This window comes from Lysinibacillus sp. 1 U-2021 (assembly GCF_029916965.1).
Lineage (GTDB): Bacteria > Bacillota > Bacilli > Bacillales_A > Planococcaceae > Lysinibacillus > Lysinibacillus capsici.
In genome coordinates this window covers 4966311-4980894 of the sequence record NZ_CP123966.1, presented here as the reverse complement: position 1 = coordinate 4980894, position 14584 = coordinate 4966311, and the positions used below count along the sequence as shown (strand labels likewise).

18 protein-coding genes and 1 other RNA gene are annotated in these 14584 nt (G+C 35.8%); 11 read left to right on the top strand and 8 right to left on the bottom strand.

Annotation, left to right across the window (positions count from 1 at the left end):
• Positions 1-64 precede the first annotated feature (64 nt).
• Entirely contained in the window at positions 65-1021 is a 957-nt protein-coding gene (locus QH639_RS26235) for a LytTR family transcriptional regulator DNA-binding domain-containing protein (protein WP_131522477.1), read from the bottom strand.
• 11 nt (positions 1022-1032) lie between these two features.
• Entirely contained in the window at positions 1033-1611 is a 579-nt protein-coding gene (locus QH639_RS26230) for a dienelactone hydrolase family protein (RefSeq protein ID WP_131522478.1), read from the bottom strand.
• A gap of 295 nt (positions 1612-1906) precedes the next feature.
• Between QH639_RS26230 and QH639_RS26225 the strand changes: the two genes are divergently transcribed.
• From QH639_RS26225 to QH639_RS26215, 3 genes are all read left to right on the top strand, one after another.
• Positions 1907-2956 (top strand): NAD(P)/FAD-dependent oxidoreductase, encoded by a 1050-nt coding sequence (locus QH639_RS26225; protein ID WP_131522479.1) that lies wholly within the window; start codon positions 1907-1909, stop codon positions 2954-2956.
• 434 nt (positions 2957-3390) lie between these two features.
• Positions 3391-4905: a DEAD/DEAH box helicase gene (locus QH639_RS26220; RefSeq protein WP_048393198.1), complete on the top strand. Its 1515-nt coding sequence runs from the start codon at positions 3391-3393 to the stop codon at positions 4903-4905.
• Positions 4906-4922: 17 nt separating this feature from the next.
• On the top strand, positions 4923-5702 hold the full coding sequence (locus tag QH639_RS26215) for a YqhG family protein (protein ID WP_131522480.1): 780 nt from the start codon (positions 4923-4925) through the stop codon (positions 5700-5702).
• Between the two features lie 40 nt (positions 5703-5742).
• On the opposite strand, the gene QH639_RS26210 is transcribed toward QH639_RS26215, so the two are convergent.
• Both QH639_RS26210 and QH639_RS26205 read right to left on the bottom strand, forming a co-directional pair.
• Positions 5743-6063 carry an ArsR/SmtB family transcription factor gene (locus tag QH639_RS26210; protein WP_131522481.1) on the bottom strand — a complete coding sequence of 107 codons (321 nt, stop codon included), beginning with the start codon at positions 6061-6063 and terminating at the stop codon, positions 5743-5745.
• Entirely contained in the window at positions 6063-6485 is a 423-nt protein-coding gene (locus QH639_RS26205; RefSeq protein ID WP_131522482.1) for an SRPBCC family protein, read from the bottom strand. The genes QH639_RS26210 and QH639_RS26205 overlap by 1 nt, the downstream gene beginning before the upstream one ends.
• A gap of 192 nt (positions 6486-6677) precedes the next feature.
• Here QH639_RS26205 and QH639_RS26200 point away from each other — a divergent pair, with 192 nt between their 5' ends.
• The 6 genes from QH639_RS26200 to ytxJ all read left to right on the top strand — a co-directional run bounded on the left by QH639_RS26200 (position 6678) and on the right by ytxJ (position 10992).
• Positions 6678-7316 carry a LysE family translocator gene (locus QH639_RS26200; RefSeq protein WP_131522483.1) on the top strand — a complete coding sequence of 213 codons (639 nt, stop codon included), beginning with the start codon at positions 6678-6680 and terminating at the stop codon, positions 7314-7316.
• 413 nt (positions 7317-7729) lie between these two features.
• Positions 7730-8638, top strand: coding sequence for a LysR family transcriptional regulator (locus QH639_RS26195; RefSeq protein ID WP_131522484.1), 909 nt, complete (start codon positions 7730-7732; stop codon positions 8636-8638).
• 83 nt (positions 8639-8721) lie between these two features.
• Positions 8722-9429, top strand: a complete 708-nt coding sequence (locus tag QH639_RS26190; RefSeq protein ID WP_131522485.1) for a CoA transferase subunit A — start codon at positions 8722-8724, stop codon at positions 9427-9429.
• Positions 9429-10067 (top strand): 3-oxoacid CoA-transferase subunit B, encoded by a 639-nt coding sequence (locus QH639_RS26185; RefSeq protein ID WP_131522486.1) that lies wholly within the window; start codon positions 9429-9431, stop codon positions 10065-10067. Before QH639_RS26190 ends, QH639_RS26185 begins: the two co-directional genes overlap by 1 nt.
• Before the next feature lie 70 nt (positions 10068-10137).
• On the top strand, positions 10138-10551 hold the full coding sequence (locus QH639_RS26180) for a VOC family protein (RefSeq protein ID WP_131522487.1): 414 nt from the start codon (positions 10138-10140) through the stop codon (positions 10549-10551).
• A 96-nt stretch (positions 10552-10647) separates the two neighbouring features.
• Entirely contained in the window at positions 10648-10992 is a 345-nt protein-coding gene (gene ytxJ / locus QH639_RS26175) for a bacillithiol system redox-active protein YtxJ (RefSeq protein WP_131522488.1), read from the top strand.
• Positions 10993-11014: 22 nt separating this feature from the next.
• On the opposite strand, the gene QH639_RS26170 is transcribed toward ytxJ, so the two are convergent.
• The gene (locus QH639_RS26170) at positions 11015-11479 is read right to left on the bottom strand and encodes a hypothetical protein (protein ID WP_227745007.1); all 465 of its coding nucleotides are present in this window, start codon (positions 11477-11479) and stop codon (positions 11015-11017) included.
• A 177-nt stretch (positions 11480-11656) separates the two neighbouring features.
• Positions 11657-11849: non-coding RNA, 6S RNA (gene ssrS / locus QH639_RS26165), on the bottom strand.
• 247 nt (positions 11850-12096) lie between these two features.
• Between ssrS and QH639_RS26160 the strand changes: the two genes are divergently transcribed.
• Positions 12097-12435 carry a zinc ribbon domain-containing protein YjdM gene (locus QH639_RS26160; protein WP_048393229.1) on the top strand — a complete coding sequence of 113 codons (339 nt, stop codon included), beginning with the start codon at positions 12097-12099 and terminating at the stop codon, positions 12433-12435.
• 53 nt (positions 12436-12488) lie between these two features.
• On the opposite strand, the gene QH639_RS26155 is transcribed toward QH639_RS26160, so the two are convergent.
• Together QH639_RS26155 and QH639_RS26150 are read right to left on the bottom strand one after the other, a co-directional pair.
• Complete coding sequence (locus tag QH639_RS26155) at positions 12489-13001, bottom strand: zf-HC2 domain-containing protein (RefSeq protein ID WP_131520663.1); 513 nt, start codon at positions 12999-13001, stop codon at positions 12489-12491.
• 103 nt (positions 13002-13104) lie between these two features.
• A complete protein-coding gene (locus QH639_RS26150; protein ID WP_131520664.1) occupies positions 13105-13743 on the bottom strand; it encodes a YfbR-like 5'-deoxynucleotidase in 639 nt (212 codons plus the stop codon).
• 172 nt (positions 13744-13915) lie between these two features.
• Here QH639_RS26150 and QH639_RS26145 point away from each other — a divergent pair, with 172 nt between their 5' ends.
• On the top strand, positions 13916-14356 hold the full coding sequence (locus tag QH639_RS26145) for a hypothetical protein (protein WP_131520665.1): 441 nt from the start codon (positions 13916-13918) through the stop codon (positions 14354-14356).
• The last annotated feature ends 228 nt before the right edge of the window (positions 14357-14584 follow it).

Below are 14584 nucleotides of genomic sequence, written 5' to 3'. Positions count from 1 at the left end.
AAAAAAAAGCATGGGAAGAACATTATTGAAGGTGACAGGAGTCGATTATTTCCTGGGAAATCTACTAAATTCCGAGTATTTCCTTTAAAGTTGCCAATTTATTTTTCGACAGTGGAACAACTGTCTTTTCTGTACTGTTGAGTGCTAAGCTATAGCTATTGCGTGTCCAAGTAATAATCTCTCGAACCTTTTGTAGGTTCACAATATAAGAACGATGGCTTCTAAAAAAGCCGAATGGTGTCAATTTTTGCTCTAACTCATTTAGCGATAGAGTACATGGATAAGCTTCACCTGCTACATAAATAGATACTTCTCCTTCAACACTTTCAATATAATCAATTTCGGGTGGATTAAATAAAATAATCTTTTCATTTTTCTTTGTTGGGATTTTATCTAGTCGAATGGGTGCATCTTCAAGAGGCTTTGGAGCTTGCTCAAGGCTACCCTCTTTTACGTCTAAAGGATGTAAGTCTGCCCCATCTAATCGATGTATAGTTGTACTTGCAACCATTAAGTCTTCTAGATTATTTGATAACAAAATGATAATTTTATGCTCTTTTGCGAGATTTTTTAGTAACTGTTGGATAGTTTGCTTTGAAAATTCATCTATATTTTGAAACGGTTCTTCTAAAATTTGAATAGATGCCGGATGTAGGTACATATTCAATAGTTTTAATCGCTGTTTTTCACTATTAGAAAGCTTACTAATTCTATTGTTTTTTTGTTCAGTAAGTTTAAAAAGCTTCAATATGTTCTCTGTTTCATTAGTTGGGCGGTTAAAAAGCTTTAAAATGAACTGGATATACTCGCGCGCTGTGAGTCGCTCATATAACGAGCTTTCACGAAAAGAAGTACACGTATCATCTCGTTTCATAAACCATTGCATTAATGTATGTATTTTGGAAACATCTGTATAGATGCCTATAATCGTGCCAGGTTGTAGAGAAAGATGGAAGCTTGGATAAATAACATTACCTGCTTCAATATATGGATCAACCTGAATATCAATATTTTGTTCCATGTTTATTCCTCCTATAGCTTGCTAGCTTGTAAAAAGTATTGAATATCGTTGAGTGCTTGCGAGTGGCTCAACTGACAGTAGTTTGAGTTAGAGGCATCCATAAAGCCATGTAAGCCTTGAAATTGTTTGATTTGAACATTCGGTATGCTTACAAGAGTATCCTTCAATGATTGAATATCAAAGCTATCTTCATGGCTAGGTAAGACAACCAAAGTTGGACAAGATGGAATGTTATCAAGGTATTGGCGGATCCGTGAGCCATATACACAAATGACACGGTGTAGGGGGAGTGTAGTTAATCTCCAGGCTAAAGTTGCACCTACACTATATCCAATTAATATTACCTCGTTGTAGTTATCACAAGCCTCCAATATTTTTGGTGAAAGCAACTCAAGAGGAGCATCAAAGCCAACTGTCTGTAAGAAAAAGTCATAGGCTTGTTTTTCCTGGTCATATGGAAATGAAAGCCCTTTTGGATAAAGTGAAATAAGGGAAACGGCAGTGTCCTCATCACTGTATATTTGTATTTGTTCTTCAATAAAAGGATTAACTCCATAGATTTCATGTAATATAAAAATTTTTCTTTTCATTGTGCCCTCGATCTTTTTTCCAATAGTGTATCAAAAAGTAAGTAAAACGTATAATCTGCTTTTAGAATGAATAGTGCAAAAGCATAATGATGAAAATTTTTATGGACAAATACATAAATTTAATATCATGATTTGTTATAATTTTATTTGATAATGATTATCATTATCGTATAATGGGATTAAGGAGGATTTTCCAAAGCAATATTTACATTTAGACATTTACGATTGAGCTGTATGCAGTTGAGCTAGTCCAATTGTTGAGATAGTAATGACCAAATGAAAGGTGTGTTAGGAATTGTTAGAACAAGAATTGTATGATGTAACCATTATTGGTGGTGGGCCAGCGGGTTTATATTCAAGCTTTTATTGTGGTTTACGTGAAATGAAAACCAAGCTAATTGAATCACAACCACAGCTAGGCGGTAAAATTCATGTTTATCCAGAGAAAATGATTTGGGATGTGGGAGGTGTAACGCCTATATCAGGGGGGCTACTTATTAAACAATTAGTTGAGCAAGCCTTAACCTTTAATCCTTCTATTTATACAAATGAAAAAGTGCTGACCATTGCTAAAAATGAAGATGGTATATTTGTCATCGCAGCAGAGTCAGGGAACATTCATTATTCCAAAACAGTTATCGTTGCTATTGGTGGTGGCATCCTAAATCCTCAAAAAATTGAAATTGAGGGGGCTGAACGCTTTGAAGTATCTAATTTAAATTACACAATTAAATCCTATGAAAAATTTAAAGATAAGGCAGTTATTATTTCTGGTGGTGGTAACACAGCGGTAGACTGGGCATTAGAATTAACGGAGGTAGCATCCAAGGTCTATTTAACTTATCGAAAAGATACATTGTCTGCACATGAGGCTCAAATTACAGAGCTTGCAAATAGTTCGATCGAATGCCATTTCAATTCTGAAATTACTAGGCTGATTGCAGACGATCAAGCAGGAATGATTAAAGCTATTGCTTTAACAAATCATGAAACTGGGACTGTAACAGAAATTCCTATTGATGAAGTTGTTATTAGTCATGGGTATGTGCGTGATAAAGAATTGTTAGATAATAGTCCATTAGCCATTGAGCGCAAAAATGATTATTTTATCGCTGGTACGATTAATAGTGAATCATCGATCCCAGGCCTTTATGCTGCGGGTGATATTTTGAGCCATGATGGTAAAATTCATTTAATTGCAGCAGCCTTTCATGATGCACTTCATGCAGTGAATAGTGCGAAGAAGTATATTCAACCTGATGCTTCTGAGGGAGGTATTGTTTCCTCACATAATGACATTTTCAAACATCGTAATCGTAAGCTATTACAGGAAAGTTTAAAATAATCGACTTTAGGAGCACTAATATATCGTTGGTGTTCCTTTCTTTTTGTCTTGATGTATATTTTAGAGGAAATACTTCTGGTGGACTATCAATATAACGCTGATTATAGAGTATATTTAAGAAAACTATACAAAGAATATGATTGTCATGGATATCGCGAAACATTTTAATAAAGAACCTATCTATTTGAGAAAAAAATGAGTGTTCGACAAATACTTATCTCGCGGATGTGTTGTATTTAAAAATCTAAAATGTACCTGACAAACTTTCATTTATCATTAAAGAATTTGCTGAAAAATCTCCAAGACAATTCCGTAAATAGATGAATTAACAAATACCTAATGAAAAAATAACTTTCATTAGGTGTTTTTCATCTAGAAAGAACATAGCTTTTCCTTTTTGGGACACCCTAAACTAGAAAAAATGACATGGGGTGATGATCATGAAAATAGAAAGGTCGTCCGAGTGGGAAGAGGGCTTTATCGATCGATTAAATCATCTTGAAAAATGGGATAGCTGGACATTGTACAAGATGAACTATGATATTGTGAAAATGAAACTAATTCCTGATTTTACAGGATTGCAGGCTACAAAGTATTTACCTAATTTACAACCTTTGAAACACCAGTTAGAAGCAGCCGAAACAGTGATTGAACGTATGAATGGGAAAGCTATTTTAGCTGATGAGGTGGGGCTAGGTAAAACAATTGAAGCGGGCTTAATCTTAAAGGAATACCTTATTCGAGGGCTTGTGAAAAGAGCTTTAATTTTAGCACCTGCTTCTTTAATTAATCAGTGGATTGAAGAGTTAAATATAAAATTTCATATTCCTGCCGTCGCATATAAAAAAAATTGCCCGATAGAGCGCTATGATGTCCTCATTATGAGTATGGATACGGCAAAAAAGAGTCCACATAGAGAGCGCATTTATGAGCAGGATTATGACATGATAATTATTGATGAGGCACATAAATTAAAAAATAATAAAACACAAATTTACGAGTTTGTACAAGGCTTAAAGAAAAAATTCTGCTTATTATTAACTGCCACACCTATTCAAAATGATATCTTTGAATTGTATTATTTAATCTCCTTATTAAAGCCTGGGCATCTTGGTAACTATGATGCCTTCCAATCGGCTTTCTCTGCTAGCAAGCATGATTTAGAACATGATGATTATTTAAAAGAGTTGGTTAATCAGGTAATGGTAAGAAATCGTAGGGAAGATACGGGGATTGATTGGACAAATCGTCGTGTTCAAATTGTACCGATTACATTTACGGACGAAGAAAGAGAAGTTTACGAAATGCTTGGCAACCTTCAAAACACAGGGTCATTTTCATTAATTACCTTGCAAAAAGAAATGTGTAGTAGCAAGGAAGCTACGGCATTAACATTAACGAATATGCTAGATGATCATGTACAACCACAAGAAATTGAAGCGATTATTACTAAATTAATGACCTTGGAAGTGAATTCAAAGGCGGAAAAGACATTGGAAATTGTTAAACAAGCAAATGACAAGGTTATTATTTTTACAGAATATCGTGCTACGCAAATTTATTTGCAATGGTACTTACATTCTAATGGCATATCAAGTGTGTTGTTTAATGGTAAATTTAATAAAAGTAAACGAGATTATATGAAGCACCTATTTAAAGAAAGAGCCCAGGTGCTCATCGCTACTGAGGCAGGAGGAGAGGGGATAAACCTTCAATTTTGTCATCATGTGATCAACTATGATCTACCTTGGAATCCAATGAAGCTAGAGCAACGTATTGGTCGTGTCCATCGTTTGGGGCAGGAGCATGATGTCCATATTTATAATCTCGCCATTGAACATACAATTGAAGAGAAAATCTTGGAATTGCTTCATACAAAAATTGATGTGTTTGAGAAGGTGGTTGGCGATTTAGATGCCATATTAACAAACTTTAAAGAATCTGTATAAGGTAGGGAGGTGCAGCTATGTATCCACAGCAAGTTCACCACTATTTAAAGGAATTTTTTATGGAGAATAACTGTGCAATTATAGGAGAAGAGAATCATTATCTAACCGTTCAATTAACGATAGACATCGATAAAAGAATTATGAATAGGCCATTTTATTGGCAATATGTTGAAGCAACGAATAGTGAACCAAACCCAGCGCAAGTAACCTTTATTACAAATCAAACAGCAATGGCTGGTAATTTATTTGGAGAAGCTATTCATTACGGCTCTCCACGTTTAAATCAGATATTTTTAGCTACAAGGGAACTAGGAGCTTATGTTCAGTTGTTTGAAAAAGTGGATCGTGAGATGGGGCAGGTTATTTTAACGCCCTGGTTAGGTGTTAACTTTAAAGTTTCGTATTGCTGTGATCGTACAAAAGAAATGCTTTACTCATTTGGCATTAATTTATTGACGGGCGTCATCAAGGAGGGTTTTCATGAAAGGATTTGTTCTTCGGACTTTAACATAGAACCTGAAGAAAATGTATTTCATGTGCAATATATTATTAAGCCTGCCAGAGCACTGGAAAGATTGAAAGCTACAATTGAGTCAATTATTGAGCAGGATGACCATTCCTGGGCAACGGAAGCACAAAAACGATGGCAACGTGATCAACGTGTATTAGATTATTTTTATGAGGATATAGATGATAAACCAGAGTGTTATGAAATTGAAAGAAAAGCATTAGAGGAGCAATATGAAGCAAAAATTAAAATAGAAGTCATTAATGGGGGATTATTTTATCTCTTTTAAATGAGGAGCTGTCTGACAAAAAGACAGCTCTTTTTCTGCTTTAATGATCTTCAACCATGCTTTGAAGCTGAGCCAATTTATTATCCCAAAATAAATGAAAGTATTGGAGCCAATCTTCAATCTCCTTTAAACGCTCACTATGCAAGGTATAGATTTTTTCACGACCTTTTTTTTGAGCAGAGATTAGCTCCGCCTGTTCCAATATTTTTAAATGCTTTACGACAGCCGTTCGACTAATCGTAAAATGCTCAGTAATATTGGAAATAGGTCTGTCGCTTGCTGCAAGGAGCTGTAAAACACTTCTTCTTGTGGGATCAGCGATTGCTTGAAAAATATCATACTTTACGGCTGCTTCAGTCATTAGAATTCAGCAGCCTCTTTTAATTTATGATTAATAATCATTGTCCATCCGTTATCCATATTAGTACGTACGGCTTCAGTAGCAGTGTTTGCTTTCGGAATAATATGTGAAGCTTCCTTCCAGCCACCATGTGTTAAAGTAAATTCAGTATGCTCGCCTACTTCTTTTAACTCAAAAGTTACGAACCAGCCATCTTGATCCCAAGCAAATCGTAGAAAGTGCGGTGCATCTACACGTTCTACTTTACAGGGTGATGGGCCGAACGGTGATTGAATAGTGAATTCGTATCCTTCGATAGGTTGAAAATCATTTGGCATAAACCAAGAAGCTATTTTGTCAGCTGTTGCCACAGTCTCCCAAACTTTTTCGATAGGGGCATTTAATGTAATTGTTTTGACAATATCCTGTAATTTTTCAGTCATGTTCTATTACTCCTTTTTCAACGTTATTAAGTCCACTAGCAGAGGAATCTGTATAAAATATAACCATAAGGTGTTATGAATATATAACACCCTACGGTTATATGTCAACGGAAAAATTTTGTATCTTTCTGTTGGTCTTGGCGTATGTTACAATTACTTTTATAATTTTCTGACAGAAAGGGTGGGCGTAATATGGTCAATATATCTGTATTCTTAGTTATGTGCATTTTACTTATTATTTTACCTGGCCCTGATACAGCGATTGCAACAAAAAACACACTGACTGTAAGTAGAAAGGGTGGTTTACAAACAATCATAGGTTCTTGTTGCGGTTTATTAATTCATACTTGTGCGGCTGTTATAGGACTTTCGGCGATTATTGTAAAATCTGCCTATATATTTGCTGTTTTAAAATATGTTGGTGCGGTTTATTTATGTTATTTAGGAATCAAGACCTTGTGGACACTTCGAACAATTCGAACACAATCTCCAGTTGTAGACGATGAAGGAAGTATAGAACACAAATATTCTCACCAATCTTGCTTTAAACAAGGGTTTCTCACAAATGTGACAAATCCAAAGGTCGCCGTATTTTTCCTAACATTTCTCCCTCAATTTGTAGATGGAAATAGTGGAACATTTTTTCCTTTTTTAATAATGGGTCTAATTTACACAGCATTAACAATGCTATGGTTTATCTTCTACGTGTACCTTTTAGATCGAATTAGTGCATTTATGAAAAAGCCATCAACTAAGGCAGTAATTGAAGGATTAACAGGTGCAATATTAATTGCATTTGGTATTAAATTAGCATTAGAAAAAGCACACTAAAAAATACACCACCTTATTAGATTATTTTTTACTATAGGGTGGTGTATTTTTTGTTGGCACTTATTAAGATAGAGTCATTCCTCACAGTTCTTTAATTCATAAACATGTTGCTTAATGTAAGACCTAAATAATGCCTATTAACTATTCGATTTTCAAGCAATTGCTTCAACATCTGTTACATCTCCAATCTTTGATAAATTATGACAATATTTATAAATGATTGTAGGTCATATCACTCTTAAAAAACTCTCCAAAAGTCGAAAAGACACGTATAATGGCAGGGGTGAAAATATCTAAAATTTATAGTTCAACACATTGCAAAGGATTAAAAAGAAAGGATGGAGAATTTATTGCTAAAGGGCAGTAATTGAAGATGCTTTTATAACAAATACGAATAAATGGAGAAGATAGTGATGGAATTAAGAGATTTAAAAGCCTTTATGGCTGTTGTTGAGCATAGGAGTTTTACTAAGGCTGCACATGATTCCTTTGTATCTCAGCCTTCATTAAGCAAAAGTATCAAAAAATTAGAAGCATCATTACAAGTTGAATTGTTGAACAGATCAACGCGTAATGTAGAACTTACTGATGCAGGTAGTATTGTTTATCATCAAGGACAAAAAATAATGCAGGCTGTCCAAGAACTACATATTTTGCTAGACGATTTATTAAATATTAAGACAGGTGCTATCAAATTAGGGATTCCACCTTTAATTGGAACTTTATTTTTCCCTGAAATCGCTAGGAGATTTCATCAACTATATCCTGAAGTGCATTTAGCGCTTATCGAACGTGGTGCAAAAATGGTAGAAATGCTAGTTGAAAATGGTGATGTTGATATGGGCATCGTTGTATTACCAGTAGACGAAAGGAAGTTTGCTGTTCAACCCTTTATAGAAGACCAGTTTTATGTCTTTATGAATGAATCTCACCCCTATGCACACCAGGAATCCATAGCTTTAAAAGATTTAGAAAATGAAACGTTCATTATCTTTGCAGAGGAGTTCACGCTTCACGACTATATAATTAAATCCTGTGAAAGTGTTGGTTTTACACCTACAATCGGCTATAAAAGTTCACAGTGGGACTTGATTGTAGAGTTAGTATCCTCCAATTTAGGGGTTACATTGTTACCCCATTCCATTGCAGCTAAGCAAACAAATACCAATGTGAAAATAATTCCATTAGATGATTTTGAAATGCCGTGGCGTTTAGGGATTATTACGAAGAAAAATGCCTACCAATCTTATGCATTAAAACAGTTACTTGAAATGATAGGTAAGAATGGGGAAAATAGATTTATTCCATATAGGAATAAATAGTATTCTAATTAATTCCTTTACTTGTAAAATAGCAATGATGTAGAATTTTTCTTAATAAACGAGCAATTCAGGGAGGTTTCGAGATGGGTAATGGGAAGGTATGGAGTTCGTTTGAAGAGGTGATTGCGGATATTAAGGATGGAGATACATTAGCTGTAGGTGGCTTTGGGCTATGTGGTATACCCGAAAAATCAATCGCAGCATTAGTGCAAAAGGGAACAAAGGATTTAACGGTTGTCAGTAATAACTGTGGTGTAGATGACTGGGGATTGGGTTTACTATTAGCAAACAAGCAAATAAAAAAAATGGTTGCTTCATATGTAGGAGAAAATAAGATTTTTGAACAACAATTTTTAAGTGGTGAGCTAGAAGTAGAGTTGACACCGCAAGGAACTCTTGCAGAACGTTTGCGTGCAGGTGGAGCGGGTATTCCTGGTTTTTACACAGCTACAGGGGTTGGAACGCCAATTGCTGAAGGAAAAGAAGTGAAGGTTTTTGATGGCAAAGAATATATTTTGGAAGAAGGTATTGTTGCTGACTTTGCGCTGGTCAAAGCATGGAAAGCCGATAAGCTAGGAAATTTAGTTTACAGAAAAACATCACGCAATTTTAATCCATTAGCTGCTATGTCAGGGAAAATTACAATAGCTGAAGTGGAGGAAATTGTAGAAGTAGGTGAGCTAGATCCTGATCATATTCATACACCAGGGGTTTTTGTACAACGTGTAGTATTAGGTGAAAATTATGAGAAGCGTATTGAGCGTTTAACGGTGAAGAAGGGGGAAGCATAATGGATACAAGACAAAAAATTGTTAACCGAGCAGTAAAAGAAATAGCCAACGGTATGAATGTCAATTTAGGCATAGGTATTCCAACACTTGTTGCGAACGCAATCCCAATCGATTATGACGTACTCTTACAATCCGAAAACGGACTTCTCGGTATTGGTCCTTATCCAGTAGAAGATGCAGTAGATCCGGATTTAATCAATGCAGGTAAAGAAACAGTTACGGCAGTTCCGGGGGCATCCTTCTTTGACAGTGCAGAATCATTTGCGATGATTCGAGGTGGACATATTGACCTTGCCATCTTAGGAGGGATGGAGGTATCTGAAACAGGAGACCTTGCTAACTGGATGATTCCGGGGAAAATGGTAAAGGGCATGGGTGGCGCAATGGACCTCGTCGTTGGTGCAAAGAGAGTGATTGTCGTCATGGAGCATGTGAATAAAAATGGTGAATCTAAAATTAAAAAACAATGTGAACTGCCACTAACGGGTAAAGGTGTCGTACATCGATTAATTACAGATTTGGCTGTATTTGATTTTACAAAAGATGGTATGCAACTAATAGAATTAGCAGATGGTGTTTCTTTAGAGGAAGTAAAAGAGAAAACAGCTGCTTCTTTTAGCGTTGCTCTTATACAATAACTTCAGACCTAGGACTGTTTCCAGCGTTATGGTCTCATTTTACAATAGTCTAAAAGGGGATTTCATAACAATGGAACAGCAATGGACAAATGAATTAGCAGTCGCACAGGTGCGTGTGGCAAGACCAACCGATCAGCTAAAGGAAGTAGAACGATTTTACTGTGAAGGTGTCGGATTAAAGAAAATTGGTTCGTTTACAGAACATCGTGGCTACAATGGTTTAATGATTGGTCTTCCAGATGTAGGTTATCACTTAGAATTTACTGAGCATAGTGACGGTAGCCCTTGTCCAGCACCAAGTAAGGACAATCTTCTCGTACTTTATATCCCAAACAGAGATACGATTCGTCATATTGCCGAACGTCTTGCGCTCATGGGATATCCCGAAGTTGAGCCTGAAAATCCATATTGGGCTGAGAAAGGGGTAACCATTGCAGACCCTGATGGCTGGCGTCTAGTATTCATGAATACGGAAGGCATTTAAATAGAAAATTTTAAGCACGAGCACGTAAGTAGTCTCGTGTTTTTTTGTAACCTAAAATACCCCTTGTAGTATATAATCTGTTTAGGGGGTTACTAAATGCAACGAATAAAGACATTAAACAAATGGTGCGAGGTTTTAGAGCAATCGAAGTTCAAACCTTGTCTTGTGTTAAAAATTAGCATGACATGTATAAGTAGTATTTCAGCATTAAAGGAATATAAAGAATTACAAACGGAATTGCCTAAATATCTTGTCATTGTACAAATGGATCGGGTAATTTCAAATGCTATTGCCTGTGATCTTCAAGTGAAACACGAATCTCCTCAACTAATAATCCTGCAGGGTGGGAAAGGAATTTGGCAAGCAACTCACTACAAAATAAAGCACGCTCTTTTAGAAAACGCTATAGAACAATATGTAAAAAAAGATACGCCACAATAGGCTGTGGGGTATCTTTATGTGATTAATCTTCTAAAGCCTCATCTTCATGATAATTTGTAGCGCTAGACTCGATATCGACCTGTAGATAATTGGCCCAGTCTATTTTGTGAAAATCCTCTTCACTAAAATAAATATTCAAAACCTCGGTCATTGTTTTGTCCCCATCAGGTTCAGTGAGAGGAGCATACCAAGTAATAGCTGGTGTCTTCACATTTTTTAATTTGGACAAATCAGCGAAAATTTTAGTAGAATCCTTTAGCATCTGGCTTTTCGATCCTTCTGTTACATCTGTATCTTGAATGGAAATTGTGACAACACCGTCTTTTGATTCATCCACAGAGAATTCATTTTTCACAATCGCGCCTACAATATCTTCAACATTCGTATTTTGATCGACTGCTACTTCCTTTGGCTCGGCGTTCTTTCCACAAGCTACTAATAGTAGTGAAGTAAAAACCAATAGATAAATTAATTTCTTCAATGTCATAACCTCCCTTGTTACTCCATCTATGTGCAAAATGGGAGGGAATTATACAAAATACAAGAAGGTTGTCCTTACTTTTAATGAATGGTTAGGAAGTGATTGAATAAGGAGAAGAGGAGAATAAGTTGAATATAAAAAGCACCTTAACCTAAATAGCTAAGGTGCTGTATCAATCATGTATAAAAAGCCGCGTATGCCGTAGTTATTATAGAAAGTTTTAAACCACCACTCCTCAAAGTGGGTGTTCGCAGAAGTTTTCCTGCTTATCCTCATGCACCGTAGTGTGAGGCCCGTCATTCCAACTCCAATAATAAAACTCCCTTTTACAGCTTAAAGGTTAAAACTTAATATTATACGAACAATGCAGCCTTTATGGATATAATAAAGCATGATCGATAAACATGCAAGTAAGATGATAATGGCAAATTAGTCAATGGGCAAGTGTTCCAAATAGCGTTATAAACATCTTGCACTACCTTCAAAAAGATGCTGATGTTTCATATTTTTTTCACAAATGCGAACGAAAAATACGAACAACCTTTGCTAATTAAGGTTGACTATGTAAAGATAGGAGCATAAAGAGGATTTTCCTAGTAAAAATGTAAAAGGAGGAAGCAGAAATGGCAGCTTATCCAAATTGTCCAAAATGTCATTCAGAATATACATACGAGGATGGAGCAAACTATGTATGTCCAGAATGTGCGCATGAATGGAGCATGGACGCAACTGAACAGGAATCAGATGCACTTATTGTAAAAGATGCAAATGGTAATCTGTTAGCTGACGGCGATTCAGTTACTGTTATTAAGGATTTAAAGGTGAAGGGCAGTTCTTCCACTTTAAAAATTGGTACAAAGGTTAAAAGTATAAGACTAGTGGAAGGCGATCATAACATCGACTGTAAAATTGATGGCTTTGGTGCCATGAAATTAAAATCAGAATTTGTCAAAAAGGCCTAACAAACAAAAAAAGCACCTCAACTTTGGTAAAAAAGTTCAAGGTGCTTTTTTGTTTATTGAAAAATCCTACGTAATAGAATGGCAAAAGCTGCGCCAATTAAGGCGAAAATGGTATGTAAAAGTGCGATGTAGCCAGCTCCAATCGCAAGCGTTCCTATTTCTGTTAAAGAAAAGGTTGTAATATAGAGCTCATTATTAAGATTATTAATGATAGCCCAAACGAATACAGGCACAGAGCTTATGATAAAAACAATCCAGATGTTTTTATAGAAAAGGTAAGAAAGACAGCCGAAAAGAGCATATGAGATGACAAAGCCCTTTTGATTGCCGAGTAAGGACGAGTTAATAGCAAACATAAAGGATAATACAATAAATATGATATGAAAAAAGGATACTGTTCTTTTCATGGGTAAGTATGCGTTCTGAGTCGATGAATAGGCTACAAGCTGCTGACATTGCTGACAAGTTGTTAGATGCCGTTCGACAAATTCTATTGTTGATGGTTGAAGCAGTTGTTTTTTATAAAGAGGTATTAAATCTTCTATAATAGAGCATTCCTGTGACAATACTTTCCCTCCATTCAATCTCTCCTTATTATACGACTTTTTGTGGAAAATAAAAAAAGCCTTCCGTGAATTTTTCAATCGGAAAACTTGTACATGCACCCTATTAGTTTGATGTTAATACTTCATTTGTTAATGCTTGAATATCGATATGTGTTTTTTCCTTTACTGCATCCTTTAAAATTTCTGTGCGGAAATATTGGACGGTCGCTTCAAGCGGAATAGCCAAGAGTTTTGAAAGGGCTGATTGGTACATATAGACAAATTCTTTGTCAGTATTACCACGCTTTAATTCTGCGAAAGCCTCATAAAACTGATCGAGTTTATCCGCAAATTCAAGTAGCCGACCCTCTAAAGTATGATCCTTACCTTCTTTCATCCGTTCAAAGAAAGTAGCCTGAAATTCTTGTGGAATTTCATTGATAATAAATTTTTCCATCATCTTTTCTTCCACGTGTGCTAGCATTTGCTTTAACTCTGGGCTAGCATGTTTTACTGGTGTCTTAATGTCACCAATAAACACTTCCGCAAAGTCATGATTGATTGTCTTTTCATATAAAGACTTCCAATCAACTGTCGCACCGTGCATTTCTTCTAACGTTGCGAAAAACATGGCATATTGTGACACTTTCCAAGAATGGGCTGCCACATTGTGCTCTTCAAATTTGAAGCGACCAGGGCAACGAATAATACGCTCTAAATCATTAAGGCTTGTGAAAAATTGATGAATTCCTATAAAAATCACTCCTTTTTGTTCTATAAGTGCATGTTACTATAAACAATACCCTCTTTATACGGTTTTCAAACAATTTAACAATGATTCAAGCTATGTTTACAAAGGATTCACAATTGCTGATAAAGTCAATTCAGCTTGAATGCTATAATGAAGGGGACTGATGAAAAGGGGAGTACAGAGCATGTTTTCCATTTATACACTTCTTCTTTATATACATATTTTAAGTGCTATTCTTTCGATTGGGCCTTTGTTCGTTGTGCTAACCATTGTAAAAAAAATGCACACAGCTTCAATGGATGACATGCCACCATATATAGAAGCCTTTAAGGGGGCCATTACGCTCGTCAAACATTCAGGGCATGTACTAGTAGCTTCGGGTATTTTGTTAATGTGGCATGCGGGCTATCAATGGAATACCTCATGGATTGTATTAACTTTCCTCGTGATGTTTGCATCAATCGTATTTCTCGCAAGAGCGTTTAAACCGACGTTGCGTACTTTTAATACACCAGCATTTAATCAGCAACAATTTGTTTCACTTTTGCATCGTAAAACATGGATGTATATAGTATTATTGCTTATTATGCTATGGCTGATGGTAGCAAAGCCCGTTCTTTGGTAAAAAAGATAATGTCATCCACAGAAAAAGGCTTTTTCACAAGGCGAGAGATTGGTTCCGCCAGTGTCCTTTCCTTATCAGCAGTAACGATCAAATAATCCATTAGTTGAATTGGGCGTTTATTTTCAATGTGGAGAAGTGATGGTTGATGACACTCCTCACTAAAATGAGTAGTTAACACCTTCACTTTATTTGGAAAACTTTGCTAAAAGGAAACATTTTCACCTTTCA

Coding starts and splice junctions, on each gene's coding strand:
- QH639_RS26235 (WP_131522477.1), bottom strand. CDS start 1,021: ATGGAACAAAATATTGATATTCAGGTTGATCCATATATTGAAGCAGGT.
- QH639_RS26230 (WP_131522478.1), bottom strand. CDS start 1,611: ATGAAAAGAAAAATTTTTATATTACATGAAATCTATGGAGTTAATCCT.
- QH639_RS26220 (WP_048393198.1), top strand. CDS start 3,391: ATGATCATGAAAATAGAAAGGTCGTCCGAGTGGGAAGAGGGCTTTATC.
- QH639_RS26215 (WP_131522480.1), top strand. CDS start 4,923: ATGTATCCACAGCAAGTTCACCACTATTTAAAGGAATTTTTTATGGAG.
- QH639_RS26210 (WP_131522481.1), bottom strand. CDS start 6,063: ATGACTGAAGCAGCCGTAAAGTATGATATTTTTCAAGCAATCGCTGAT.
- QH639_RS26205 (WP_131522482.1), bottom strand. CDS start 6,485: ATGACTGAAAAATTACAGGATATTGTCAAAACAATTACATTAAATGCC.
- QH639_RS26200 (WP_131522483.1), top strand. CDS start 6,678: ATGGTCAATATATCTGTATTCTTAGTTATGTGCATTTTACTTATTATT.
- QH639_RS26195 (WP_131522484.1), top strand. CDS start 7,730: ATGGAATTAAGAGATTTAAAAGCCTTTATGGCTGTTGTTGAGCATAGG.
- QH639_RS26190 (WP_131522485.1), top strand. CDS start 8,722: ATGGGTAATGGGAAGGTATGGAGTTCGTTTGAAGAGGTGATTGCGGAT.
- QH639_RS26185 (WP_131522486.1), top strand. CDS start 9,429: ATGGATACAAGACAAAAAATTGTTAACCGAGCAGTAAAAGAAATAGCC.
- QH639_RS26180 (WP_131522487.1), top strand. CDS start 10,138: ATGGAACAGCAATGGACAAATGAATTAGCAGTCGCACAGGTGCGTGTG.
- ytxJ (WP_131522488.1), top strand. CDS start 10,648: ATGCAACGAATAAAGACATTAAACAAATGGTGCGAGGTTTTAGAGCAA.
- QH639_RS26170 (WP_227745007.1), bottom strand. CDS start 11,479: ATGACATTGAAGAAATTAATTTATCTATTGGTTTTTACTTCACTACTA.
- QH639_RS26160 (WP_048393229.1), top strand. CDS start 12,097: ATGGCAGCTTATCCAAATTGTCCAAAATGTCATTCAGAATATACATAC.
- QH639_RS26145 (WP_131520665.1), top strand. CDS start 13,916: ATGTTTTCCATTTATACACTTCTTCTTTATATACATATTTTAAGTGCT.